The organism is Verruconatronum alginivorum, from assembly GCF_056590205.1.
Map to the genome: position 1 here is coordinate 5,529,291 of NZ_JBWPVQ010000001.1, position 23,318 is coordinate 5,552,608.

22 protein-coding genes are annotated in these 23,318 nt (G+C 58.4%); 15 read left to right on the forward strand and 7 right to left on the reverse strand.

Features of this window, described 5'->3' with window-relative positions:
- The first annotated feature begins 107 nt into the window (after positions 1–107).
- The 7 genes from pheS to ACWUI2_RS20405 all read left to right on the forward strand — a co-directional run bounded on the left by pheS (position 108) and on the right by ACWUI2_RS20405 (position 8,905).
- Positions 108–1,148, forward strand: a complete 1,041-nt coding sequence (pheS, locus tag ACWUI2_RS20375) for a phenylalanine--tRNA ligase subunit alpha (RefSeq protein WP_486984684.1) — start codon at positions 108–110, stop codon at positions 1,146–1,148.
- A complete protein-coding gene (gene pheT / locus ACWUI2_RS20380) occupies positions 1,148–3,604 on the forward strand; it encodes a phenylalanine--tRNA ligase subunit beta (RefSeq protein WP_486984685.1) in 2,457 nt (818 codons plus the stop codon). Before pheS ends, pheT begins: the two co-directional genes overlap by 1 nt.
- Before the next feature lie 8 nt (positions 3,605–3,612).
- Entirely contained in the window at positions 3,613–3,903 is a 291-nt protein-coding gene (gene gatC / locus ACWUI2_RS20385; protein WP_486984686.1) for an Asp-tRNA(Asn)/Glu-tRNA(Gln) amidotransferase subunit GatC, read from the forward strand.
- Between the two features lie 166 nt (positions 3,904–4,069).
- Entirely contained in the window at positions 4,070–5,536 is a 1,467-nt protein-coding gene (gatA, locus tag ACWUI2_RS20390; protein ID WP_486984687.1) for an Asp-tRNA(Asn)/Glu-tRNA(Gln) amidotransferase subunit GatA, read from the forward strand.
- A gap of 110 nt (positions 5,537–5,646) precedes the next feature.
- Positions 5,647–7,095: an Asp-tRNA(Asn)/Glu-tRNA(Gln) amidotransferase subunit GatB gene (gatB, locus tag ACWUI2_RS20395; protein ID WP_486984688.1), complete on the forward strand. Its 1,449-nt coding sequence runs from the start codon at positions 5,647–5,649 to the stop codon at positions 7,093–7,095.
- Positions 7,096–7,260: 165 nt separating this feature from the next.
- On the forward strand, positions 7,261–8,505 hold the full coding sequence (locus tag ACWUI2_RS20400) for a DUF1015 domain-containing protein (RefSeq protein ID WP_486984689.1): 1,245 nt from the start codon (positions 7,261–7,263) through the stop codon (positions 8,503–8,505).
- Positions 8,506–8,632: 127 nt separating this feature from the next.
- Positions 8,633–8,905, forward strand: a complete 273-nt coding sequence (locus ACWUI2_RS20405) for a LapA family protein (RefSeq protein WP_486984690.1) — start codon at positions 8,633–8,635, stop codon at positions 8,903–8,905.
- A gap of 6 nt (positions 8,906–8,911) precedes the next feature.
- Here the strand turns inward: ACWUI2_RS20405 and ACWUI2_RS20410 are convergent, their stop codons facing one another.
- The 4 genes from ACWUI2_RS20410 to ACWUI2_RS20425 form a co-directional block, all read right to left on the reverse strand.
- Positions 8,912–9,385, reverse strand: a complete 474-nt coding sequence (locus ACWUI2_RS20410) for a hypothetical protein (RefSeq protein WP_486984691.1) — start codon at positions 9,383–9,385, stop codon at positions 8,912–8,914.
- On the reverse strand, positions 9,382–10,902 hold the full coding sequence (locus ACWUI2_RS20415) for a GspE/PulE family protein (RefSeq protein ID WP_486984692.1): 1,521 nt from the start codon (positions 10,900–10,902) through the stop codon (positions 9,382–9,384). The genes ACWUI2_RS20410 and ACWUI2_RS20415 overlap by 4 nt, the downstream gene beginning before the upstream one ends.
- Positions 10,903–11,003: 101 nt before the next feature.
- Positions 11,004–11,423, reverse strand: coding sequence for a hypothetical protein (locus ACWUI2_RS20420; RefSeq protein ID WP_486984693.1), 420 nt, complete (start codon positions 11,421–11,423; stop codon positions 11,004–11,006).
- A 221-nt stretch (positions 11,424–11,644) separates the two neighbouring features.
- Positions 11,645–11,839: a hypothetical protein gene (locus ACWUI2_RS20425; RefSeq protein WP_486984694.1), complete on the reverse strand. Its 195-nt coding sequence runs from the start codon at positions 11,837–11,839 to the stop codon at positions 11,645–11,647.
- 172 nt (positions 11,840–12,011) lie between these two features.
- On the opposite strand from ACWUI2_RS20425, the gene ACWUI2_RS20430 reads away from it, so the two are divergent.
- The 8 genes from ACWUI2_RS20430 to ACWUI2_RS20465 all read left to right on the forward strand — a co-directional run bounded on the left by ACWUI2_RS20430 (position 12,012) and on the right by ACWUI2_RS20465 (position 18,163).
- Positions 12,012–13,220, forward strand: a complete 1,209-nt coding sequence (locus ACWUI2_RS20430) for a hypothetical protein (protein WP_486984695.1) — start codon at positions 12,012–12,014, stop codon at positions 13,218–13,220.
- Between the two features lie 140 nt (positions 13,221–13,360).
- Positions 13,361–13,561 carry a DNA-directed RNA polymerase subunit omega gene (locus ACWUI2_RS20435; protein ID WP_486984696.1) on the forward strand — a complete coding sequence of 67 codons (201 nt, stop codon included), beginning with the start codon at positions 13,361–13,363 and terminating at the stop codon, positions 13,559–13,561.
- A 54-nt stretch (positions 13,562–13,615) separates the two neighbouring features.
- Positions 13,616–14,098: an SsrA-binding protein SmpB gene (smpB, locus tag ACWUI2_RS20440; protein WP_486984697.1), complete on the forward strand. Its 483-nt coding sequence runs from the start codon at positions 13,616–13,618 to the stop codon at positions 14,096–14,098.
- A 99-nt stretch (positions 14,099–14,197) separates the two neighbouring features.
- Positions 14,198–15,121, forward strand: a complete 924-nt coding sequence (gene thrB, locus ACWUI2_RS20445) for a homoserine kinase (RefSeq protein WP_486984698.1) — start codon at positions 14,198–14,200, stop codon at positions 15,119–15,121.
- A gap of 110 nt (positions 15,122–15,231) precedes the next feature.
- Positions 15,232–15,624, forward strand: a complete 393-nt coding sequence (locus tag ACWUI2_RS20450; RefSeq protein ID WP_486984699.1) for a helix-turn-helix domain-containing protein — start codon at positions 15,232–15,234, stop codon at positions 15,622–15,624.
- Positions 15,625–15,684: 60 nt separating this feature from the next.
- Positions 15,685–16,152: a tRNA (cytidine(34)-2'-O)-methyltransferase gene (locus ACWUI2_RS20455; RefSeq protein WP_486984700.1), complete on the forward strand. Its 468-nt coding sequence runs from the start codon at positions 15,685–15,687 to the stop codon at positions 16,150–16,152.
- A gap of 181 nt (positions 16,153–16,333) precedes the next feature.
- A complete protein-coding gene (mgtE, locus tag ACWUI2_RS20460; RefSeq protein ID WP_486984701.1) occupies positions 16,334–17,677 on the forward strand; it encodes a magnesium transporter in 1,344 nt (447 codons plus the stop codon).
- 102 nt (positions 17,678–17,779) lie between these two features.
- Positions 17,780–18,163, forward strand: a complete 384-nt coding sequence (locus tag ACWUI2_RS20465; RefSeq protein WP_486984702.1) for an Hpt domain-containing protein — start codon at positions 17,780–17,782, stop codon at positions 18,161–18,163.
- Positions 18,164–18,292: 129 nt separating this feature from the next.
- Here the strand turns inward: ACWUI2_RS20465 and ACWUI2_RS20470 are convergent, their stop codons facing one another.
- From ACWUI2_RS20470 to ACWUI2_RS20480, 3 genes are all read right to left on the reverse strand, one after another.
- Complete coding sequence (locus ACWUI2_RS20470) at positions 18,293–19,399, reverse strand: CgeB family protein (protein ID WP_486984703.1); 1,107 nt, start codon at positions 19,397–19,399, stop codon at positions 18,293–18,295.
- A 575-nt stretch (positions 19,400–19,974) separates the two neighbouring features.
- Positions 19,975–21,330 carry a GH1 family beta-glucosidase gene (locus tag ACWUI2_RS20475; protein WP_486984704.1) on the reverse strand — a complete coding sequence of 452 codons (1,356 nt, stop codon included), beginning with the start codon at positions 21,328–21,330 and terminating at the stop codon, positions 19,975–19,977.
- On the reverse strand, positions 21,327–23,141 hold the full coding sequence (locus ACWUI2_RS20480; protein WP_486984705.1) for an endo-1,4-beta-xylanase: 1,815 nt from the start codon (positions 23,139–23,141) through the stop codon (positions 21,327–21,329). The genes ACWUI2_RS20475 and ACWUI2_RS20480 overlap by 4 nt, the downstream gene beginning before the upstream one ends.
- Positions 23,142–23,318: the final 177 nt, after the last annotated feature.

Here is a 23,318-nt window from a genome sequence, read left to right on the forward strand (position 1 = left end):
CCTGCCGCCGAAAGTTCAGAAGAGAACTTGATCCCCGGGAGGCAGGTCGGTTACAAAGGTCCTTTACAACAAACGGAATCGATCAGCGGGAGCGAATAAAGATCACGATGGAAGAAATCTTGCAAGAAATCCTGGAAAAGGCCGGCCTGGAGGTGAAGACGGTCCAGTCCCGGGCGGAATTCGAAGCCTTCAAGGCCCGGTATGTCGGGCCGAGCGGCGCCCTTACCGGTGCCATGAAGGGAATCGGGAAACTTCCGGCGGATCAAAAGCCGCTCATCGGCCGCCGGATCAACGAGGTCAAACGGGAACTCGAACGGTTGTTCGAATCGACCTTGGCTGCCATTTCCGATCGTGAAATGCAGGCCCGGCTCGGACCACCGGTCGATATTACGCTGCCGAGTCCCGATAGCGGCCCCGGGGCGTTGCATCCGCTGACCCAGGTCTGCGACGAGATCTGCCGGATCTTCCGTCAGGTCGGTTTCACCGTCGCCGAGGGACCGGAAGTCGAAACGGAGTATTACTGTTTCGACGCCTTGAACACGCCCTCCGATCACCCGGCCCGTGATTTGCAGGACACCTATTATTTCCCGGACGAGGCGAATTTCACCAACGTGTCGCGGAAGGACCGGGAGCGTTACCTGCTCCGCACTCACACCTCGTCGGTGCAGATCCGGACGATGCTCCAGCAGGAGCCGCCGGTGCGGATCATTTCGCCGGGACGTTGCTTCCGGCGCGACACCGCCGACGCGACCCACAGCGCCAACTTCCACCAGGTAGAGGGGTTGTATGTCGACAAGAACGTCTCGGTGAAGGACCTGAAGGCGTTGCTGGACTACTTCATGAAGGCGCTCTTGGGAAGCGAAGCCAAGACGCGGTTCCGTCCGCACTTTTTCCCTTACACCGAACCAAGTTTCGAAGTCGATTTCTCGGCGGCCCATTTGGCCAAAGTCGGGAGCAAATGGATTGAGATCGCCGGTTGCGGGATGGTCCATCCGTCGGTCTTCGAGGCGGTCGGGTATGATCCGGAAGTTTACTCCGGATTCGCGTTCGGCATGGGGATCGAGCGGATCGCCATGATTTTGCACGGGGTGGACGACATCCGTTATTTCTATCAAAACGACCACCGCTTTCTGAAGCAATTTTCCTGATGAAAGTAAGTTATCAATGGCTTAGGAACTACATCGATCTCGACCGCAGCAATGCCGAGGTCGAAGAAGCGCTGACCCTGATCGGGTTCGAGGTGGAGGATGTGGTTGAAACCGGGATGCCGGAGTTGCACAACGTTGTCGTCGGCGAAGTCCTGACCCGCGAGCAGCATCCGAACGCCGACCGCTTGAGCGTCTGTCGCGTGAAAGTGGATACGGCGGGGACGGAAAAACAGATCGTCTGCGGCGCGCAGAATTACCAAGTAGGCGACCGCGTGCCGGTGGCCCTGCCGGGGGCCGTCCTGCCGGGCGATTTCAAGATCAAGGCATCCAAGCTGCGCGGCGAACGTTCCGAGGGAATGATGTGCAGCGGAGTGGAGCTCGGGGTGACCAAGGACGCGGAGGGACTGTTGATTCTCGCCGACCGACCGGAATTGGGGACTCCGATCAACGACGTCTTCCCTTACCGGGACACCGTGTTCGACGTGGAAGTCACCCCCAACCGTCCGGACTGCCTGAGCCATCTCGGGATCGCCCGGGAGTTGGCGGCCTATTTCGGGCTCGACTTGCGCTATCCGGAACTTGAATACAATTTCTCCGATTCGGCGGAGGGACGGCCGGAGACGATGCTGCAATCGATTTCGATCGAGGCGGAGGAAGGATGCCCGCACTATACGGCGCATTTGATTTCCGGAGTGAAGGTTGGCCCGAGTCCCGATTGGATGCAGCGGGCGTTGGAGTCGGTCGGGCTTCGTCCGATCAACAACGTGGTCGACATCACCAACTACGTCCTCTTGGAGTTGGGACAACCGTTGCACGCCTTCGACCTAGCCAAGATCGGCGGACGGCGCCTGGTGGTCCGGCATGCCAACCATGGCGAAAAGATCGTCACGCTGGACGACAAGGAGCGGGTGTTGTCGCCGCGGATGATGGTGATCGCCGATGAGGCGAAACCGTTGGTGGTGGCCGGAGTGATGGGAAGCGTCGACGCCGAAGTCGATGAAACCACCACTGACATCGTTTTGGAATCGGCCTTTTTCGATCCTTCGACGGTCCGTTGGACCTCCCGGAAATTGGGTCTCTCGACCGACAGTTCCTATCGTTTCGAGCGCGGAGTCGATCCGTTGAATCTCGTCTTCGCGGCGCAGCGGGCGGCCGATCTGATTTTGAAACTTGCGGGCGGGAAGTTGGTCGGAAACCGGATGGAAGCCGGGGCGGAGCCGGCGATGCGTGACGAGATCAAGATCACCCGCCGTTTCATCGACGAAAAGTGCGGGTTCTCGATTCCGAGCGACCGGGTGGAAGAGATTTTCAGCGCGCTCGAACTCCAGCATCACCGTCACACCGACGACGACGGCGAAGTGCATTGGACGGTCGAACTGCCCGGCTTCCGGGCCGATTTGGAAGCCCCGATCGATCTGGTGGAAGAAGTTATCCGGATCAACGGCACCGACAAGATTCCAGCGGCGCCGGTCCAGTCGGTCGGCATCGTTGCCGAAGATCATCCGGTTTTCCGTTTCAACCAGCAGGCTTCGAGCTACCTGGTCGGACAGCATTTTTCGGAGTGCGTCAACTACACCCTTCGCTCGGGCGAAGAGTTGGTCACCTGGTATTCCCAGGCCGGGGCCGACAGTATGAAGTTGGCCAATCCGCTCAGCAGCGATCAGACCCATCTTCGTTGGTCGTTGATCCCGGGGTTGCTGGACAACCTTCGGTTGAATCAGGCCCGCAAGACCGGGGCCGGCCGTTTTTTCGAATGCGGCCGCACCTTCCGCGACTCTGACGGAAAAGTAACCGAGCTTAACGCCGTCTCGTTTGTCATCTTGGTGGACGACAAGAAACGGGTCTGGTTGGACCGGGAAAAACCGGACTTTTATGTGGCGAAGAAGCACATCGAAATTCTCGCCCGGATGGCCGGTATCTCATTTTCGCCCGACGAATTCGCGCCGATGCGCCTGAGCAACAGCGCCTGGCAGGAAGGCCATTCCGCGGTGGCGGGGCATTTCGCCGGGCAAGGATACGAGGCCCGGATGGGATTGATCAGTCCGAAGCTGTTGAAGGCATACGACATCGAAGGAACGGTGGTCGCCGGGATCCTCGAATTCGCTCCTGCGATTTTGCCGAAGGAGCGGAAGGTTCAAGCGTTCAAGCCGTTCAGTCTCTTCCCGGCGGCCGAACGCGACCTTGCGTTGCTGGTGCCGAAGGAAACTCCCGGCGGGATCGTCCGGCGCGAGTTGCTCAAAATCGCCCGTGATGTCACTCCGGATACGTTCGCGGTGGAGGCGGTGGAACCGTTCGATCTGTATAAAGGTAAAGGTCTGCCGGAAGGGAAGAAGAGCCTCGCCTTCTCGCTGGTCTTTCGGGCCGCCGACCGCACGCTGACCGACGACGAAGTCAACACCGTCTTCAACACGATCCAACAACGGATCGCCGACGAAACCGAATTCACCATTCGCTGATTTTCCTTATGTCCAAACCACACACGATCGACATCGACTATGTGGCGAACCTCGCCCGGATCGCGCTCACCGATGAAGAGAAAAAGCTCTTCGCCGGACAACTCGACGACGTTTTGACCTATATCGAGAAATTGAATACGGTCGACGTTTCGAACGTCGAACCGATGGCCCACGCCTTTCCGTTGAGCAACGTCTGGCAAGAAGACACCGCCGCCGCCGGGTTTCCGGTGGAGGTCGCCTTGAAGAATGCTCCGGACTCGCGCCAGAACATGGTGGTGGTGCCGAAGGTGGTGGAATAGAAAAAGTGCGAATGACGAATTACGAATGACGAATGACGGAGTTCGAATGACGAATGGGGAGTTTTGCTTTTTGGATTTTTAATGAGGGGAAGTTGGATTCGAATTCGGTAGTCGGAAGTTGGCTCTGGCATTCGCAATTTGGAATTCGGACTTCGCAATTTGAACGATGAGTAATCCGTTATATTATAAAACCGTCGCGGAGTTGAGTGGCATGCTGGAGCGGGGGGAAACGACCTCGACCGAGTTGACTCAATTTGTGATCGACCGGACCAAGGAGGTCGATCTCCGGGTGAAGGCGTTCGTCAGTTTCGACATCAAGGATGCCTTGGCCCAAGCCGAAGCGTCGGATGAACGGCGCAAGAACGGCTTGGCCCGGGGACCGCTCGACGGGATTCCGGTCGGCATCAAGGACGTTCTCGCGGTGACCGGCCAGCCGCTCACTTGCTCGAGCAAGATGCTGGAGAAATTCGTTTCTCCTTACGACGCCACCGTGATCGAAAAACTGAAAGCGGCCGGAGCGGTGATCTGGGGACGGTTGAACCTGGACGAATTCGCCATGGGATCCTCCACCGAGAATTCGGCCGTCCAGACCACGGCCAATCCGTGGGATCTCGAACGGATCCCGGGGGGGAGCAGTGGCGGAAGCGCGGCGGCGGTGGCGGCCGGGGAAGCGATTTGCACGCTTGGCAGCGACACCGGCGGCTCGATCCGCCAGCCGGCGGCTTTGTGCGGCACGGTCGGGATGAAACCGACCTACGGGTTGGTTTCCCGTTACGGCTTGGTCGCGTTCGCCTCCTCGCTCGACCAGATCGGGCCGTTCGCCCATTCCGTGGAGGACGCGGCGATTTTGCTGCAGGCGATTGCCGGTCACGATCCGCGGGATTCGACCTCGTTCAAGGTGGAGATTCCCGATTATCGGAAGGCTCTGAGTGAGAAGAAGGGGCCGTGGAAACTCGGGATTCCGAAGGAATATTTCGGCGAAGGACTCGATCCGGAAGTGCGGGCGGCGGTGGAAAAGGCGATCGATTATTACCGGTCGCAAGGCTGCGAGACGGTCGATATTTCGTTGCCCCACACCGAATACGCGGTGGCGGTCTATTACATCATCGCCACCGCCGAAGCGTCGTCGAATCTCGCCCGTTACGACGGGGTGCGCTACACCCATCGGTCGGCGGAATCGAACGACGCCATTGATCTCTATTTCAAGAGCCGGGCGGAAGGATTCGGACAGGAGGTCAAACGTCGTATTATTTTGGGTACGTATGTTTTGAGCAGCGGATATTACGACGCGTATTATCTGCGGGCGCAAAAAGTCCGGACTTTGATCCGCAACGACTTCATGGAAGCGTATAAGAAAGTCGATGCGATCCTGACTCCGACCTCGCCGGTGCCGGCGTTCAAGAAAGGGGAGCGCACCGCCGATCCGCTTCAGATGTATCTGAGCGATATTTTCACCATCAGCGCGAATCTGGCCGGGATCCCGGGTATTTCGGTGCCGTGCGGTTTCACGTCGAACAACCTGCCGATCGGCCTCCAAATCCTCGGTAAACCCTACGAGGAAGCCGAGTTGCTGGCGATCGCCCATCACTACGAACAAGCCCACGATTTTCACACCCGCCACCCGGTCCTCTGAGGAAGAACTCAACCACGAATGGACACGAATCAACACGAATGAGGTGGGATGGGAAAGCCGTTCGTGGATTAGTGTCCATTAGTGTTTATTAGTGGTTTAAAAATTTTTTCATGAAATACGAAGTTGTCATCGGTCTTGAAATTCACGTTCAGATCAAAACGAACTCGAAGATGTTCACCCGGGTGGCGACCGGGTTCGGGGAAGATCCCAATACCTTGACCGACGCGGTCGTGATGGGGTTGCCGGGGACGCTCCCGGTGATGAACAAGCGGGCGATCGATCAGATCATCCGGGCCGGGTTGTTGCTCAATTGCGATATCGCCCGCTTCTGCAAATGGGATCGGAAAAACTATTTTTACCCGGACAACCCGAAGAATTATCAGATCACCCAATACGACAAACCGATCTGCGTCGGGGGCAAAGTCGAGATCGAATTGCCCGGTTCCGCCCGCAATGTGATGGGCGAGCACGGTTGGGTGGAGTTGACCCGGATTCACCTCGAAGAGGACGTCGGAAAGCTGAATCACTTCGAGACCGATAGCTTGGTCGATTACAACCGGGCCGGGACTCCGTTGATGGAGATCGTCACCGAACCGGTGATGCACTCATCGGAGGAAGCGTTCGCTTTCCTGACCGCCCTGAAGCAACTCATGATCTACGGTGGCATCTCCGACTGTGACATGGAGAAGGGCCAACTCCGTTGCGACGCTAACATCAGCATTCGGCCGAAAGGGCAGAAGGAGTTGGGGGTGAAGGTCGAGTTGAAAAACCTGAACAGCTTCAGTGGAGTCCGCAATGGGATCGATTACGAGATCAAACGCCAGGTCCGCGCCGCGGAAAAAGGGGAGCCGATCATTCAGGAAACTCGGCGTTGGAGCGCGGAGTCGAACATCACCACTTCGATGCGGAGCAAGGAGATGGCTCACGACTACCGGTATTTTCCCGATCCCGATTTAATGCCGGTCGAAGTAGACGACGCCTGGCTCGAATCCATCCGTGAAACGCTACCGGAGCGGCCCTTCGAAAAGCAGCGCCGCTATTTCGAAGAATTCAAGTTGCCTTATACCATCACCTCGGTGTTGGTTCCGGACCGTTTGCTTTGCGACTATTTCGAGGAGGCGGTTCAGGCCCACCGGAGTCCCCAGGCGGTCGCCAACTGGATCGTCAACGACCTGTTGCGCGAGCTCTCGGCCGCCGGTCAGGCGCTCGCGGAGTCGAAGGTGCGTCCGGCCCACATCGCCGGATTGGTGAAATTGATCGAAGAGGGGACCATTTCCAGCAATGTCGCCAAGGAAGTCTTCATCGAAATGTTCGCTTCCGGCAAAGAGCCGGCGGTGATCGTGGAGGAAAAAGGCTTGAAGCAATCGACCGACACCGGGGAATTGGAAGGCTTCTGTGACGAAGCGATCGCCAACAACCCGAAGTCGGTGGAGGATTTCCTCGCCGGAAAGGAAAACGCAGTCAATTTCCTCAAGGGGCAGGTGATGAAGGCCAGCCGCGGGAAAGCGAATCCCCAGGTCGTCGACAAGATTCTCCGGGAAAAACTGGCCCAGAAGTGAAGGCAGACGCTCCACCGAGGGAGGGTATCGGCCAGATGTAAGAGCGTTGGTAACGGCTAGCGTGGCTGACTTTTTGCCTTGCCGCAGTGGGTTGATCATGAGATGAATGCGCGCTTTGCGGCCGAAGCAGGCCGTGAAAGTTTCGAACCGATACGTAATTGATTTATGGCTACATTCAAACCGTTCCGGGGGTATCGTCCGCCCGCCAAGATTGTCAAGGAACTCGCGTCGCGTCCGTATGACGTGCTCAACTCCGAGGAAGCCCGGGAAGAGGCCGGCGAGAATCCCCACAGTTTCCTGCGGGTGGTGAAACCGGAGATCGAGTTGCCCCCTGAAACGGATTTGTATTCGGAAGTCGTTTACGACAAGGCCCGGGCGAACTTTCAGAAATTCATTGAAAAAGGATTCCTGAAGCAGGATGCGAAACGGAACTTTTACGTCTATGCGCAAACCTGGGGCGAGAAGATCCAATATGGGGTCGTTGGGTGCGCCGGGGTCGAGGATTACCTGAAAGAGGTGATCAAGAAACATGAATTGACCCGCAAGGACAAGGAGGAGGACCGGATGAAACACGTCCGGGTATTGAACGCCAACGCCGAACCAGTCTTTTTCACCTACCGTGCGGTCGAGGAAATCGACCGGATCGTCGCCGATGTCACCCGTGCGGCGCCGATTTACGATTTCGTGGCCGACGACGGATTCGGCCATCGCTTCTGGGTGATCGAAGAGGACGAGACCATCGGGAAACTCGAGGCGTTGTTTGAGAAGGTTCCCTGCTTCTACGTGGCCGACGGGCATCACCGGACCGCCGCCGCCGCCTTGGTCGGGGAGGAAAAGAAGAAGAACAATCCCGGTCACACCGGCGACGAGGAATACAATCTCTTCATGGCGGTCCTCTTTCCCGACGACCAGCTTACCATCATCGATTATAATCGGGTGGTGAAGGATTTGAACGGTTTGGAGCCTGCCGCCTTCGTCGACCGGTTGCGGGCGAAATTCGACGTCGAAGAAGTCGGCGCGGAACCGTGCAAGCCGGAGGCGCAGCGAGTGTTCGGAATGTATCTCGAAGGAAAGTGGTTTCGATTGACCGCCCATGCCGAGACTTACGACGAAAACGACCCGATCGGCGCGCTCGACGTGACGATTTTGTCGAAGCACGTGCTCGATGACATTCTCGGCATCCGCGACCTGCGAACCGACAAACGGATCGATTTCGTCGGCGGAATCCGGGGGTTGAAGGAGTTGAGTCGCCGGGTCGACAGCGGAGAGATGAAAGTGGCGTTCGCCCTATTTCCGGTGGCCATGGGGGAATTGATGACAATCGCCGACACCGGCAATATCATGCCGCCGAAGACCACCTGGTTCGAACCGAAGCTGCGGAGCGGGTTGGTCGTCCATACGTTGGATTGAGGCGCGCGGATGGAGGGGAACGGAAAGAAAGATCCGTTCCCGTTTTCCGTTCCCATCGTGGGCGGTTCGAAATACCGGGTTTACCTGGGAGCGATCCTGTGGTTAGATTAGGTCAAACGACTTCCCGATGGAAATAGACGATAACAACGAGAAAGTGGAAAAACCGGCCGTGAAACAGAAACCGGCGATGTCGACGCAGAAAAAGCTTCGCCTCTGGGGTGGCGTGGTGTTGGGGGTGATCATCCTGGTGATCGCGGTTCAGAACCGGCACCCGCTGCCTGTGGAGTTGCTCTTCTGGAGATCGCAGGTCCCGGGGATCATTCTTTTGCCCTTTGTGTTTCTGTTGGGCATGGCGGCCGGTTTTTTCGTGCGAAAGAAGCCGGTCCGTTCACGGGCCTGACCGCGGTTAAAACGACGCACTCCGGTAGCCGATCACATCGAAGATCGGACGAAAAATCCGGAGCGAGGGCCCGAAAGTCTCCCGGAGTGGTCCGATGTGGATCAACCATTGGATGACCGTGGCGAAAATCAGGATACCAAGGCAGGCGCCAAGGACCATCGAACCGTATTTCTCCAATTCGGTGGGAAACGGAACAGTCGGATTGCTGAGGAATTTCAGCGCCAACATTCCCGGGGCCAGAATCGCGATGTAGGCGATCCAATACCCGGTGGAAATCGCCTGCACTTCGGACATGCCGTTATTGGTCAGGAATTCGACGATCGATCCCCATTCCTGCCTGGTGAACTGATAGGCGAAGAAGAGGACGAGGGTGGTCCAGAGCGAACGAAAGAACCCGTCGTTGACCGCTTGTAAAATGGCGATCCAGACCGAGCCGGCCAGGAACGTGCACATGAGAATGAGGCCGATCGTCGGGTTCATGGCGTGGTGGTTCCCGTCGCGCGGATCGCGTCCTGGGCCCAGACAAGGCCGGCAAAGACTTTCTCGCGGGCATCGTCGCGCATGGTTCGCACCCCTTTCTCCTCCAATGCGCGGCGTAGATCGGATTCGTGGCCTTCGCGCTCCAGCCATTCCTTCACCGTATTATCCATGGTCATGTATTCGAAGACCCCGGTCCGACCGACGAAGCCGGACCGAAAGCAAGTGTCGCATCCGGGGCCCGGTTGATACACAGGAATGTGCTGGGCGTCCGCCCCAAGGAATTCCCAGGTTTCTTCGTCGAGTTCCTCGTCCTGGACTTTGCAGTCGGAGCACAAGAGTCGGACCAGACGCTGGGAAATTACCATTTTGAGGGCCGCGGCGAGGCTCGATGTTTCGAGACCGAGGTTACGCAAGTTGGCGAAGACCTGGATGGTATCGCGGGCGTGCATGGTGCTGATGACCAAGTGGCCGCTCAAACTGGCCCGCATGCCGTTGCGGAATGATTCGGGCTCCCGCATTTCCCCAACCAGAATGATGTCGGTGTCCTGGCGCAAAAGGGTGGTGAGGCCGGATTGGAAGGTGATCCCGGTTTTCGGGTTGATTGCGATCTGAGTCGCGTAAGGGAGGGTGTATTCGACCGGATCCTCGATGGTCATGATATTGACCGATGGCCCGGCCAAGCGGGTCAGGATACTGTAGGCGGTGGAAGTTTTGCCGGAACCGGTCGGGCCGGCGATCAGGATGAAGCCTTCGGGGTGTCGCATCGCACGGTTCAGCGCCTTTTGCATGGCCTCGTTCATCCCGAGGGAAGCCATATCCATCGAAGAAGCCGGACGGTTGAGGAAGCGGAGGGCAATTTTCTCGCCGCGGAGGGAAGGGGAGACCGAGACGCGAACATCGAGTTTCAGATTTCCCGCCGGGCTGCGCCATTCGAATCGACCATCCTGGGGTTTAAGTTTGTCGGCCACGTCGAGAGCGGCCCGCACTTTGGCGATCGAGACAAGGCGTTCGCCGGTTTCCCTCGGGTATGAACGGAAGTCGCGGAGGATTCCGTTGACCCGCATCCGGGCCAGGTGGTGGTCCTCGTGAGGTTCGAGGTGAATATCGGTCGCTTCCTGTTCGACCGCCTTTTTGATCAGGGCGTTGAAAAGCCGACTGTCCGTGCGAAGGTCGTTTGGATCTTTGCGGGGCAGCCAGCGAAGGTACCATTTGGCTGAAGCTCCGTTAGGGACGCCCGTTTCCGACGAGGGAGCGGCAAGATCTTCATGCACGCCCGCAGTGCCAGGAATTCCCGCCAACGCGGCCCGTTTTCGAAAACTACGGTAAGAGGCGAAATGGATCGACCATCCGACCGGCCCGGCGACCAGGGAGATGAGGTTCACCCAGGAACGTCGGGAAGGGGGAAGTCTGCTGAAGCGGGAAGCGGTAGCCAACAAGGCGAGCCAGCCGAGGGTTCCGACGAGAATCGGTAAAATGGATTTGGTTTCGAGTGCGGCGGCTATCACGGGAGTAGTCAAACGTAACTCGGAGCATGCACGCGACTTCGGTGAAGTGTCAAGAATTCGAGACTTGGTCGTTAACGACGCATTGCCGAAATCGGTCGGCGTAAAGGCCGACGTCAGACGGCGACTTCTTCAGTCTTGCGTGGGGAAAAGCGGAATTGCAGGCGCAGAGGATCGGTGCCCGGCTTCAATTGCGAGCGGGTTTCCTCCATGACCCGGCGGCAAAACTCTTCGATTTCGCGCTCCTGCTCCGCGATTCGACAGGGAAAGGACTCGACGATGTTCGAGGCGGAATCGGTCGCCACCACCTCGATCTCCCGCTCGAGCCACGCCTTGACCCGTTGAAGGTCGGCTTGGCAATGGGAAGGCAGCTTGCGGTAGAGGCTAAAAAAGCAGATCATACAACTGCCCGGCTTGGTCCGCTGCGGCAGATGGGAGAGGATGTCCAGGACATCGTCGATCGAACTCCTGCAAGCCCCGGCGATCCGTTTCAACGCCGCCTCCGCCTGCACCTGAATGATATCTCCTCGAAGCATCTTATTAAGATTGAGTCTCAATAAGCTGCGAGGTTCCGTTCGAAATGCAAACAAAAACGCCGGAAGAAAGCCTTAACGGCGTTTTCGCGCGAAGCGCTTGGGCTTCAGCCAGTCCCCACCCTTGATCTAAAACCGGTTGAAGCCGGAACTCCAACAGGGAAGACGCTCGACTGCGGGGAGTTAATTGGCCAGATCAAAGAGCCCTGTTTGGGAGTGCCGGGCTATTTCGGCTCGAAGTCACCGCACCAGTCTTCCGCTTTCGTCGCGGGAAAGGTGGAACGGAACTCCGTTTTCTCGTCGACCTGGAAGACGAGGGTTTGCGGCGCGTGGCGACGGCATTCGCCTTCGGAATTGCTTTCGGCGTTCCAGTAAACGCATTTTCCGCAGGCCGCCGTTTTGGTCGATGTTCCAATCATTTTTTCCTCCGTGGTTGAATATGAAAATACCTTCCTGGATCTATGATAACCCCACTCGGGGGCGGATGGCAAATGACGAGGCCGGTCGGCCGTACAAGGAAAAGATCTCCAAGGTTGACGGCATATCGAATAACCGTTTTCGTGAAATGCTTTTCGATCGACCATTCCTGCCATGAAATCGATTCTTCCCCTTTCCCTTGGTGTGAACGCGGCCCTGGTTCTCACCGTCGCCATTTTAATCGTCAAGCCCCTGCCGGAATCGCGCGCGCCCGAGGAGGCGCTGCGGCCAGAGGCGCTCATCGAGAACGGCGAGGGGGTGGCGGAGAAGGCTCCCGCGCCAGCGGATTCGCCCTGGGACGCCGAGTTGATCGAGCCTTTGACCACGGCTTCCCGCAAAAAGCGTGGGGAAGTGTCGGATTTGGGGGAGATGCGGCACGAGGACCAGATCGCCGCTCTGGTGGCCGCCGGATGGCCGCGGGAACAGGCGGAGAGTTTCGCCTTGGGATACGTGATGCGACAACTCCTGCTGCAATCGCAGAATTTCCAAGGGAACGCCGAATATTGGCAACAACCGGCGATGATGGATCTCGATTGGGAGGAACAGCGGAAAATGGTGGAAATCCAGCATCGGATGGGAGAGGTCGTGGAAGAGATCCTTGGATTCGATCCCAATGGATGGTTTGGAGGCGGCGCGGTGCCGATTCCCCGGGACAAGGCGCGGGCGGCGGCCTTGATCCAGCAGGACTACCAGATGATGCAACATAAAATCCAGCAGGGGACCGGCGGGATTTTGTTGCCGGAAGATCGAAAGGCGATGGCGATGCTCGACGAGGAGCGCCGTCGGGATTTGGAGGCCCTGCTTACGGCGGAGGAATTGTTCGAATACGAGGTGCGTCGCTCTCCGGTCGCCATGGGGCTTCGGCATCAATTGCAGCACATGGAGCCGACCGAGGAGGAATTTCGAACCATTTTCGCTGTTCGCCGGGAGGGGCAGCAGCCCGGGTATCAGACGGAGGAGGAGCGCCGGGCCGCCGCGGAAGTTCGAGAGCGGCAGAACGAACAATTGCGGGAACTTTTGGGCGAGGACCGATTCCGGATTTTCGAGCGAACCCAGGATTGGAGTTACGGTCAGTTGGTCAATGTGACCCGGCGTCTCGATCTTCCCCGCGAAACTGTCGACGAAGTGTTTGCCATTAAAGAGCGGTTCGAAGGGGAACGTCAGACGGCGGCCGGACGGGATTTGCCGCGGGAAGAGCGCGACGCCGCCCGCAAAGAGTTGGCCGCGGCGACGGAAGCGGAGGTTCGGGAGTTGCTGGGCGACGACGGATTCGACCTGTATCGGCAGCACGGCGGGCATTGGCTGCACAACCTGCGACACTGAGCGATTGAGTGGGGTCGGCCGCGGAAAGCGGACGAACGGGACGCCATTTCGGACCTTTTTATTCCGTAATAACTGCTTGACGGAGGGAAGGCTTACTCTACGTTATTTCCTTCACCGAAATCAACAGGAGAGATTAACCCTTGAGAGAAGATTACTTACAGTCCGCCCGGGAGGTCATTCCCGATGCCAACATTTTGGTCAACGTGGTTTCGCGTCGTGTCAAACAGCTGAAGACCACGCATCGCCCGCTGGTGGAGTCGCTGGAGAAGCTTTCTCCGGAAGACATCGCTCTCCGCGAGATCATCGAGGGGAAGATCACCTACGATTTGGCGAAGGAGTGACATCCGATGGGGATGTCGGCGGAAGTGTCACGGGCAAGTCGCTCTGATTGAACGGTGGCCGCGAAAAAAGACAGTTCCGCCCGTCTGAAGGAGGTCCGCAATTCCAAGGTCTTCCGCGATTTTTTCGTCGACGACCGATTCGAGGCCGGAATCGTTTTGACCGGCACCGAGGTGAAATCGATCCGGGCCGGCCGGGCTCAAATCAACGAGGCTTTTGGTCGGGTCGACAAGGGCGAGATCTTCCTTTACCACGTGCATATCAGCGAGTATGCCTTCGGTAACATCCACAATCACAATCCCTACCGTCCGCGCAAGCTTCTGCTCCATCGGCGGGAGATCGCCAAAATTACCGCGGAGGTCCAGGCGGGCGGGTTGGCCATCGTTCCTCTCCGGATCTTTTTTAAACAAGGTTTGGTCAAAGTGGAGATAGGCCTCTGCCGGAGCAAAAAGCTCTACGACAAGCGGGAGGATTTGAAAAAGAAGGCCCACGAACAGGAGATGCAGAGGGCCTTGAAAAGCGCGCAGCGGCGCGGATGATCCCGGCTGCTGATTGTCTCCCACCTCAACTCATTTCGAACAACCAATATGGCGATCGCATCTTCCGGTTCCCGGGAATCCTCCCTTCAACACTCTCCTATGTCCCATTCCGTTTTTCGTGCCCGCGTGCCGGCCAGCACCTCCAACTGCGGCCCCGGTTTCGACACCCTCGGCCTGGCATTTGATCTCTACAACGAAGTCACGGTGCGGAAGCAGGAAGGCGAGGGGATTTCCTACGCTGGCAGCAATCATCGGGTTCAGGCCCGTGAAGAGGCTATGATCGCCGAAGTGGCGGCCGCTTTTTTCGACACGACCGGTTTGGCCCGTTTCGGTTTCTCGTTCGACATTCAAGGAGAAGTTCCGCTCGCCCGCGGCCTCGGGTCCAGCGTGACCGTGCGGGCCGGAGTGATCGGCGCCTTGAATGCGGCTTGCGGATCCTCCCCTTTGTCGAAGGGAGAGATTGTGGAGATCGTCAGCGAATTGGAGGGGCATCCCGACAACGCCGTCGCGGCCGTATTGGGCGGGTTTTGCGTTGCCCGAACCGATCCGGCGACCGGTCGCTACGTCGATTCGGTGCGGTTCAAAGTCCCGGCGGATTTGGTCTTCGTGGTGCTTTCCCCCGACCTGGAGATCGCCACCCGCGAATCCCGCCGCTCGCTGCCTGCTTCGCTTCCATTTCCCGATGTGGTGAAGAGCCTCAACAGTCTCGCGTTTTTGGTTTCGGTTTTCGCCACGGGGGATTACGAAAAACTCCGGGGCGCGGTGACCGATTTTGTGCACCAGCCTTACCGCCTTCCACATATTCCGGCGGCCGAATCGTCGATCGCCGCCGGGATCGCCGCAGGCGCTTACACCGGATGGCTCAGCGGAAGCGGATCGAGCATTTTGTGCGTTTGCCGGGAAGACCGATCCGACCAGGTCGCGCGGGCGATGGGAGACGTTTTCTCAACCGATGAGATCCCGTTCCATATTCGTCCTTTACGTTGCGACAATGAAGGCTTGCGGATCGAACAGGAGAGTTGAGCCCATCTTACCCTTGACCACCCGGGTCGTCCAAAAGGACGCTCCCGGTTGTGAATGTGGCAAAAAGCAATATTCTGGATGGTACAGAGGGATTCAATTCCAGGAATGGCATGAAAAAGCAAATGAACGGTTCGACCAGTGAAGATTACGACTTTCTGCGATTGCGAAAGACTTACGGCCTGACTCAATCCGATTTAGGGGACCTGCTGAAAGTTTCGAAGAATTACATTTGTCAAATCGAGACCCGGCGGAAGGTGCCGAGTGAAACCTTGGTTGCCTTGGCCAAGCGGATTGAAGACGAATTGCAGCATGCCTCGACCTCCCGTGAGGGAGGGAATGGAAGGGGGGGCGGTGCGTCGCGAAACGAGGCGTTTCGCTACTTGGAAAAAGTCTGGGCGGCCGCCGCCGATGACCGCGACTTGCAAGGATACATCGTCACGCGGTTGAAATTGGTTTTTCCCTTGGACGCCCCACCGTTTTCCGGTTCGGCGGAGGAAGAATAGTTGCCGGCGGCCGGAGCGGCGGTCAAGCTGTCCGGTTTTCCGATCCCTCTTCCTTCCGTCATGTTGCATATCATTCTCTTCGAACCGGAAATCCCGCAGAACACCGGAAATATCGGGCGGTTGTGCGCGATTACCCGTTGTCGACTCCATTTGATTCATCCGCTCGGTTTCACCATCACCGACCGCCATCTTAAACGAAGCGGGATGGATTACTGGCATTCGCTCGACGTCCATCACCATGCGGATTGGCGGGCCTTTAAGGAAAGCGGCGTGGGGCCGGATCGTATTTGGCTTTTCACTACGAAAGGAGCCCGCGATTTTTGGGATGTGGAATATCGGGACGGAGACGGGTTGTTGTTTGGCAAGGAGACCGCCGGATGCCCGGAGTGGCTCCACCAGGAAATGGGCAATGACGCTCGACTGACGATTCCCCGTTACAATACGGAACTGCGCTCGCTCAACCTCTCGACCAGTGTCGGGATCGCCGCTTACGAAGCCCTTCGCCAACTCCGCGTCGGGCCGAAATAAAGTCGCCCCCGCCCTTCGGAGGCTTTCGAATTTCACGGTCATCGGTTTTGGGCTTCTCATTGTTGGGCGGCTCCTTTTAAATAAAAAATGGGTGATCACTCGCGTCGGGCCAGCCACCTCCGGGAAGGTCCGTTTTCGCTGGGGCACCCTTCGGTTTTCCGTTCGGAAAGGACAGAACAGCATGCACGAGCCATCCAATCTCCAAACGATCAAGCAACACCTGGAAAACAGGAACTGGCGGAAGCTGAGCGAGTACGTCGAAGATTGGCCCGATCCTGAAGTCGCCGATCTTTTGTTGCATTTGGAGAAGCCGGAGCGGGTGTTGTTCTTCCGGTCCCTGCCGAGGCGGCGAGCGGCCAACGTATTCGCCCACTTGGAACACGAAAACCAGGATGGATTCCTGCAGGAACTCAGCGACGAGGACACCCGGCACCTGTTGGCCCACCTGAGTCCCGACGACCGGACCGCCCTGCTGGAGGAATTGCCGGGCGAGGTGACGCAAAAGCTGATGCGTTTGTTGTCGCCCGAGGATTTGGCGGAGGCCCGGCAGTTGCTCGGGTATCCGGAGGAGAGCGTTGGCCGACTGATGACTCCGGACTACATCGTCGTCCGCGCCGAAATGACGATCGAAGAGGCCTTGGCTCATATTCGGAAGACCGGCAAAGACCGGGAGACGTTCAACATCATTTATGTGACCGACGACTCGGGGAGACTCCTCGACGCGCTCCGGTTGCGACGGTTCATCATGGCCGACCCCAAAGAAAAAGTGGCGTCGGTCATGGATAATACGTTCATCAGCCTGTCGGCCTTCGACGACCGGGAAAAGGCGGTGCAAGTGATCCAGCGGTACGATTTGTTCGCGATTCCGGTGGTCGACTCGCAAGGAATTCTGATCGGAATCGTGACGGTGGACGACGTTCTCGACGTGGCTCAGGAAGAGGCGACCGAGGACTTTCACTTGAGTGCGGCGGTGGCTCCGTTGGAAATGCCTTACAGCGCCGCCATGCCCGGGTTCCTCTACCGGAAGCGGGTGGGGTGGTTGACCATCCTGATTTTCGTGAACCTGATTTCGGCGCAGATAATCGCCAACTACGAGGAATATATCCAACAATTCTTCGTGTTGGCTTTTTTCATGCCGTTGTTGATCGCCAGCGGTGGAAACGCCGGAGCTCAATCGGCCACGCTAATGGTCCGGGCGTTGGCGACGGGCGATTTGAACCTGACCCGGTGGCGTCGGGCATTCTCGAAGGAATTGCTGGTCGGATTATTCCTGGGAGCTACCACCGGAATCCTCACTTATGCCTTGGGAACTTTCCGCGGGGGCTTCGAGATAGGGTTGGTGGTTGGTTTGGCGATGGTTTCGATCGTGATTGTGGCCAATCTTATCGGGGTCCTCCTGCCGTTCACCCTGGCCCGGTTCAAGTTCGACCCGGCGGTGGCGAGCAGTCCGCTGATCACTTCGATGATGGATGCGATCGGATTATTCATTTATTTTGGAATCGCGACCATGATCCTGACCTTGTAAGTCCTCCGGCCGGGGGATCGGAGTCACTGAGGAAGAGTCGTTTGGGGAAATGAGGAATCGTCCTTATTGTTGCCGACGGGCAGAAAAGGTAGACTGCGGTCGATGAAATCACTCCCACCTATCGAGTCTCTGGACCTGGCCAAAGAGAGGGCGGTGAACCCCGAATCCATCGCCCGCCTTCGCGAACTCGATCCCGAAGACGATCGATTGTTGGGTGACTTGATCTCAATGTATCTGGACGAGTGCGCCGAACAAATTGCGACGGTGGGAACGGCTCTCACGGCGGGTAATGCCTCCGATCTGGAACGGGCCGCCCATAGTGTGAAAGGCGGGAGCAGCAATTTCGGAGCCCGTCGACTGGTGAATCTCGCGTTTCGCGTCGAGCAAGCCGGCAAACGAAACGACCTCCACGAAGCGCGGGGCCTCCTGCCCGAGCTCATAGAGGCTTTCGAAGAAGTCCGCGAAGAACTCAGCCGCTACCGCTGAACCAGTTGATAGCCGCAAAGAAGCGCGAGATTCTCTTAGGCGCGAGAAGGCACAAAAGGCGCAAACGGCCTCTCATGAGTTATCTCATGCTTTTTGCGTATTTTGTGCTTTTTCGCGGCTATTCGGACCTCAGCGGGCCGCCTGGAGCGCGGGTCGGAAGGCCGGCAAACGGAGTGCGTCGTCGCAAATTTGCAATAATTGGTCGACCCGGTGGGCGCAGGTGTGACGTTCCTCAATAGTCCGCCATCCCGCTTGTGCCAGCGAGGTCGCGAAATCCGGTTCGTTTAGAACGGTCCAGAGATGCTCTTTCATTTGTCGGCCATCCCGGGCGACCAGGAAATCGTCTTTGTTGAACAGATTTTCGCGGTCCTCCCACGGCGCGGAAATCACTGGGATACCGCAAGCCAATCCCTCAAATAGACGGATCGTTGGAATGCCCGGAAGATTCTCGATGTAGGGACGCCGCGGAATATGGACGGTGGCGCAGAAGCGCGCGAATACGTCGGGTGTGCGGAAGTAGGGCAACCATCCTCCATACTCGATTCCGGCACTGTCAAGGGCGCGGCGAGCCCGTTCGGGAAACCGACTCCCGTAAGCCCGGGCGCGGACACCGGTGGCCGCGACCGGTTCGAGGAAAAACTCCCGGAGTTCGGCGGATCGCTCCTTTTCGCTCCAATTGCCAAGCCAGACTAAATCTCCTTCCAGGGATTCGCGGGCGCGGGGATAAAAGATACGCGTATCCGCCGCTTCGTGCCAAGTCCAGGCTTGGCGGGCCCATCCTCGTTCCAGGTAGATTTCCCGGATCGCATCGCCGCCCGCCAAGACTCCGTCGTAGTGCCGCAGATCGCACAACGCCAGGCTTTCGGGATCCGTGTGCGAGCGGTGGTAAGTGTCATGGAACAGAAGGCGGAAGGTGGCATGGTGCGAACGGTAGTCGCCGATGCGGGCGATCAACTCCCGCTCGTTGAGTTCGTGGACGATCGCCAAATCGGCGCCGGCCAACACCCGGCCCAGATCGAGGGTCCCGGGATGGTAGGCGACGTGCATCAGGCCGGAATCGATCTCCTCAAAGGGCGCGATGGCGGCTTCGGGTCCGGCGGCATCGTCACGGGTCGGTTCGTAAACGATCACCTCATGGCCCCTTTCCTGTAATTCGCGGGCATATCCGCGGAGGAAATGGGCGTTGCCGTGGCTCCAGTCAGAGAGGAGGGATTGATAGAAAAGAATGATTCTCATGGATGATTAATGGATGACGGGCAAAATTAGCGCCCATGTCCCGGATCCAGGGAGGATTTGCGGGACCCCCGCACAAAGCCGGTTTGATGCCAGTTTGGGGAATCCTACAGAATTTGTCGGAACTCATTCGATTTTAGCGGCGTTTGCGTCCCTGGCGCTCTCTCCGTATGCGGCCTGGCCGAAGTGGTCCCGCGAAATGCACTGCGGAATTGACCTCCGCCGTGCAATATATAGCGATTCTCGAAAATCCCCTAAATCCCGTCGATGAATCTCGGTTTCCAATATACTTCTCCCGGGGGACTCCCGTTCTGTGAAGACCGCATAAATGCGGGACTCCAACCTGACAAGCCGTTCAAGGTTGGAGTCCTGGCTTCAGCCGGTCTTCGCGCTAGCCCTCCCAGCGCAATTTCAGAAAACTTTTGAGAATCGCTCTAACAGGCGATCGACCTCTTGTCGCGATCGTCTCAATGTCGCGGGGTTGGTGGGAGCACGAAGAACGAACGTCGGTCTCCCAGGTCTGCGGGCCGCGAGACCATGTTCGGTCGGGCGGCGGAGCCAACTCGACTACGGCGGGGTCAGACCAACCGGTTCTCCGTGGCGACGGTGGAATACCAGTCGGCGGAGAGTTTGGGGGTGCGCCGTTGGGTGGTGTAATCGACGTGGACGATGCCGAAGCGGCGGGTGTATCCATCCTGCCATTCGTAGTTGTCCATGAATGACCAGAGGAAATAGCCATTGACCGGAACACCGTCGCCGATCGCGCGGTGGAGTTCGCGGAGATAGTTTCGGACGAAATCGCGGCGGTGGAGATCGTGGACTTCTCCGTCGACCACCGGTTCGTCGTCGTAACCGCAGCCGTTTTCCGTGATGTAAATCTCCCGGGCGCCGTAGACTTCCGCCGCGAGGCGGGGCCCCCAATAGAGCGCTTGGGGAACGATGTTCAGCCAAGTGCAGGTGGTCCGGGGATAATCGGTCGGAAGCTTCAATTGCTCCCAGGCCGACCCTCCTTTCCCGGCGCGCACGAAGGCGCCGGTGTAGATGTTCAACCCGAGAAAGTCGGTCGGTTGGCCGATCGATTCGAGGTCGCCGTCGCGGATTTCCGGCCGGTCGGAGCCGCTTCGGTCCAAGAACTCAGTGGAATAGGCCCCGGTCATGACGGGGGCCAGAATGTGGCCGTTGCGGCAGCCGAACCAGGCGCGGGCTGCGGCGATATCGGATTCGGTTTCAGTGACCGGAATGGCGACGTCGGCGTTGTCGGTTAGGCCGACCCGGGCTCCCGGGCCGCCGAATTCGCGGACGGCGCGGACCGCCGCCCCGTGGCAAAGGAGGGCGTGATGGTTGATTTGGTTGAGGACTTTGGTCGATTCCTGGGCGCCGGGGGCTTTGCGGCTTCGCGGACCGTAGGCGAGTTCCGTGAAGCAGCGGATCTCGTTCAAGGTGATCCAGTTTTTGACCCGGTCTCCCAAGGCCTTGACGACGGTGTCCGCATACGTGGAAAAGGCTTCGACCACCAATCGGTTTCTCCAACCGCCCCGGTCTTCGAGGGCTTGGGGCAAATCCCAGTGGAAGAGAGTCACCCATGGAGTCAATCCGTGGACGAGGGCGGAATCGATCAGCCGGTTGTAAAAATCGAGACCGGCTTGGTTGAGAGGTCCGTCGCCCGCTGGATAAATACGGGGCCAGGCGATGGAAAGGCGGTAATGGCGCAGGCCGAGTTTTTTTAACAGCGCGAAGTCGTCTTCGTAGCGATGGTAATGATCACAAGCGACATCGAGGGTGTCGCCGTTCAGAACCTTGCCCGGGAGACGAGCGAACCGGTCCCAGATCGACTCGCCTTTGCCGTCAGTGAACGCCGCCCCTTCGATCTGGGCGGCGGCAGTGGCGGTACCCCAGACGAAACCATTGGAGAAGGAGAGTGGTTTGGGCTTCATCGGAGGGTAACGGTCACGGGCGTCGATTCGCCGGCGTGAGTGAAGGTTTGGGTGGCAACGACCCGATTGCCCTGTTTCACGACCAACTCATATTCGCCGTGGAATCCGCGGGCCTGCCACCGGCCGGTCCGGTCGCTGGCCCCGGATTCGTTCGTGTGCCAGGTTTCCTGCACCAATTCCCGCAGTACGCGGCCATTGGGTTTTTCGGTCCAATCCTGGCGATACAGGGCGGCATCCGGACGCCAGTGGGCTCCTTCCCAAAAGCCCCAGAACTGAACGCCGACCACGGTGGGATGACTGTAGGCGGCGATCAGAAAATCGCGGGTATAGTCGGCTTGCATTTGCTCATCGGTGGTGGTGATATCGAATTCGGTGATCCGGACCGCCAGCCCGAGTTCCCGTTGGTAGTGGTCGAGGGTTTGGAGGAGATTTTCCGGGGGCGTGGCATTTTCGCCAATGTGCCCCTGGAGGCCGAGGCCGTTGATGTCGGCTCCATTGTCACGGAGGAAACGGGCGGTGTTGACGAAATGGGCGACATGGGGGGCGTCGGCGACGATGTTGTGGTTCCCCCAGTCGTTCAGGAAAAGGGGGACGTCGGGGAGATTGCGTCGGGCCGCCTTGAACCAGTCGACCATGATTTTATCGCCGAACATATCCATCAGCAGATGGTTGTTATAGGGCTCGTTGATCACGTCCCATTCCGAAATGTAATCCCGGGTGGCGGTGGTGATCTCGTCGATGTGTTGGAGGACCAACTGGGGAATCTCCTTTTCACGCGGCGTGCCGCGCAGTCCGGTGATCGCGGTCGGCAGGAAGCGGGGTCCGGGCCAGACCAGGACGTGGCCCCGGATGGTGAGATCGTTTTCTTGCATCCACCGGAGAGCGGCGAAGGTTCGGTCCTGACGGTCGCCTCCACGTTCGCCGGCCCAAAAGGGCCACTTCAAATCGTTCTCCGGGCTGCCGGCGTTGAAAAGTTTCAAGACATGGCGGCGGTACGGTTCGGCGTTGGGGCCGTCGCCGAGGAGGAGGCTCGGGTTGATGGCGGTGCCGATTTCGAAGGCGGAACGGGTTTGGCGAAGCTCGATTTGGGCGTTGGAAACAGGGTTTCCTTGCGCGTCGACGATCCGGACGTCGAGATCACCTTTGCGGTAACGCTCGATCCGTTCGAGTGCGGCCTTCCGCCAAGGTGCGTTCGGCTCTCGGCCGAGGTAACTGGGGCGGGTCGCGGGAAGGTCGGCCAACGAGAGTCGTTTTCCGTAATAAACCGTCTCGATGTCGGCGATTTCGACTGTCTGTTCGGAGAAACCGAAACCGAAGGCGACCTCGGCCCGGCCGGGGCCGTAGTCACCGGGGAAGCGGGCGGGAAGGTAGAACGTTTCCCAGTCGCGGCCGATGGAGAAATTGCGATTGGCCGCTTTGGCGTAGGAACCGCCGCTTTGTTGCACGACCACCCGAAGTTGGGCCGAGCCGGTTTCATGGGTGGTGTGGGTGGCGCGGGCGGTGAAGCGGACCAATGCCAAGTCGTCGCGGGTGACCGCGACCGCAGTCGGCGCGGTCCAGGCGATACCCCAGGACGGGGAGGTGTCTTTGAGGGTCGCGATGGTCCAGGAGCCGCGGTTGTTCGGTCCCCCCCGAGGATTGTGGGAAAGCTTGTAGCGGGAGGAATCCCCACTGGCGACGAAACGACTTCCGGCGTTCTCCCCGACCAGGGGTTGGCCAGGCGGCACTTTCTGACCCGCGTGCACGGAGCCGAAAAAGAGAATGGGAAGGATAAAGGCGAAGAGGGATGAGAGACGGATTGGAATAAGCATGGAAGAATCTTCAAAAACGGCCGGAAGCGGGTCGACAATATCACTGCATGACCCGTTAAGCAAACCGGATGAGTGGTCCGGACCGTTTTGTTGTCCGTAGGGCTTCAGCTGGCCGATTTGTTGGAGTTCCGCCTTCAGGCGGTCCCCCCCTCTCAAGAGGGGATCAGCGTACAGGAA

Coding starts and splice junctions, on each gene's coding strand:
- ACWUI2_RS20455 (WP_486984700.1), top strand. CDS start 15,685: ATGTTGCATATCATTCTCTTCGAACCGGAAATCCCGCAGAACACCGGA.
- ACWUI2_RS20465 (WP_486984702.1), top strand. CDS start 17,780: ATGAAATCACTCCCACCTATCGAGTCTCTGGACCTGGCCAAAGAGAGG.
- ACWUI2_RS20470 (WP_486984703.1), bottom strand. CDS start 19,399: ATGAGAATCATTCTTTTCTATCAATCCCTCCTCTCTGACTGGAGCCAC.
- mgtE (WP_486984701.1), top strand. CDS start 16,334: ATGCACGAGCCATCCAATCTCCAAACGATCAAGCAACACCTGGAAAAC.
- ACWUI2_RS20405 (WP_486984690.1), top strand. CDS start 8,633: ATGGAAATAGACGATAACAACGAGAAAGTGGAAAAACCGGCCGTGAAA.
- ACWUI2_RS20420 (WP_486984693.1), bottom strand. CDS start 11,423: ATGCTTCGAGGAGATATCATTCAGGTGCAGGCGGAGGCGGCGTTGAAA.
- thrB (WP_486984698.1), top strand. CDS start 14,198: ATGTCCCATTCCGTTTTTCGTGCCCGCGTGCCGGCCAGCACCTCCAAC.
- pheS (WP_486984684.1), top strand. CDS start 108: ATGGAAGAAATCTTGCAAGAAATCCTGGAAAAGGCCGGCCTGGAGGTG.
- ACWUI2_RS20410 (WP_486984691.1), bottom strand. CDS start 9,385: ATGAACCCGACGATCGGCCTCATTCTCATGTGCACGTTCCTGGCCGGC.
- gatA (WP_486984687.1), top strand. CDS start 4,070: ATGAGTAATCCGTTATATTATAAAACCGTCGCGGAGTTGAGTGGCATG.
- ACWUI2_RS20425 (WP_486984694.1), bottom strand. CDS start 11,839: ATGATTGGAACATCGACCAAAACGGCGGCCTGCGGAAAATGCGTTTAC.
- gatB (WP_486984688.1), top strand. CDS start 5,647: ATGAAATACGAAGTTGTCATCGGTCTTGAAATTCACGTTCAGATCAAA.
- pheT (WP_486984685.1), top strand. CDS start 1,148: ATGAAAGTAAGTTATCAATGGCTTAGGAACTACATCGATCTCGACCGC.
- ACWUI2_RS20430 (WP_486984695.1), top strand. CDS start 12,012: ATGAAATCGATTCTTCCCCTTTCCCTTGGTGTGAACGCGGCCCTGGTT.
- gatC (WP_486984686.1), top strand. CDS start 3,613: ATGTCCAAACCACACACGATCGACATCGACTATGTGGCGAACCTCGCC.
- ACWUI2_RS20475 (WP_486984704.1), bottom strand. CDS start 21,330: ATGAAGCCCAAACCACTCTCCTTCTCCAATGGTTTCGTCTGGGGTACC.
- ACWUI2_RS20480 (WP_486984705.1), bottom strand. CDS start 23,141: ATGCTTATTCCAATCCGTCTCTCATCCCTCTTCGCCTTTATCCTTCCC.
- ACWUI2_RS20400 (WP_486984689.1), top strand. CDS start 7,261: ATGGCTACATTCAAACCGTTCCGGGGGTATCGTCCGCCCGCCAAGATT.
- ACWUI2_RS20450 (WP_486984699.1), top strand. CDS start 15,232: ATGAAAAAGCAAATGAACGGTTCGACCAGTGAAGATTACGACTTTCTG.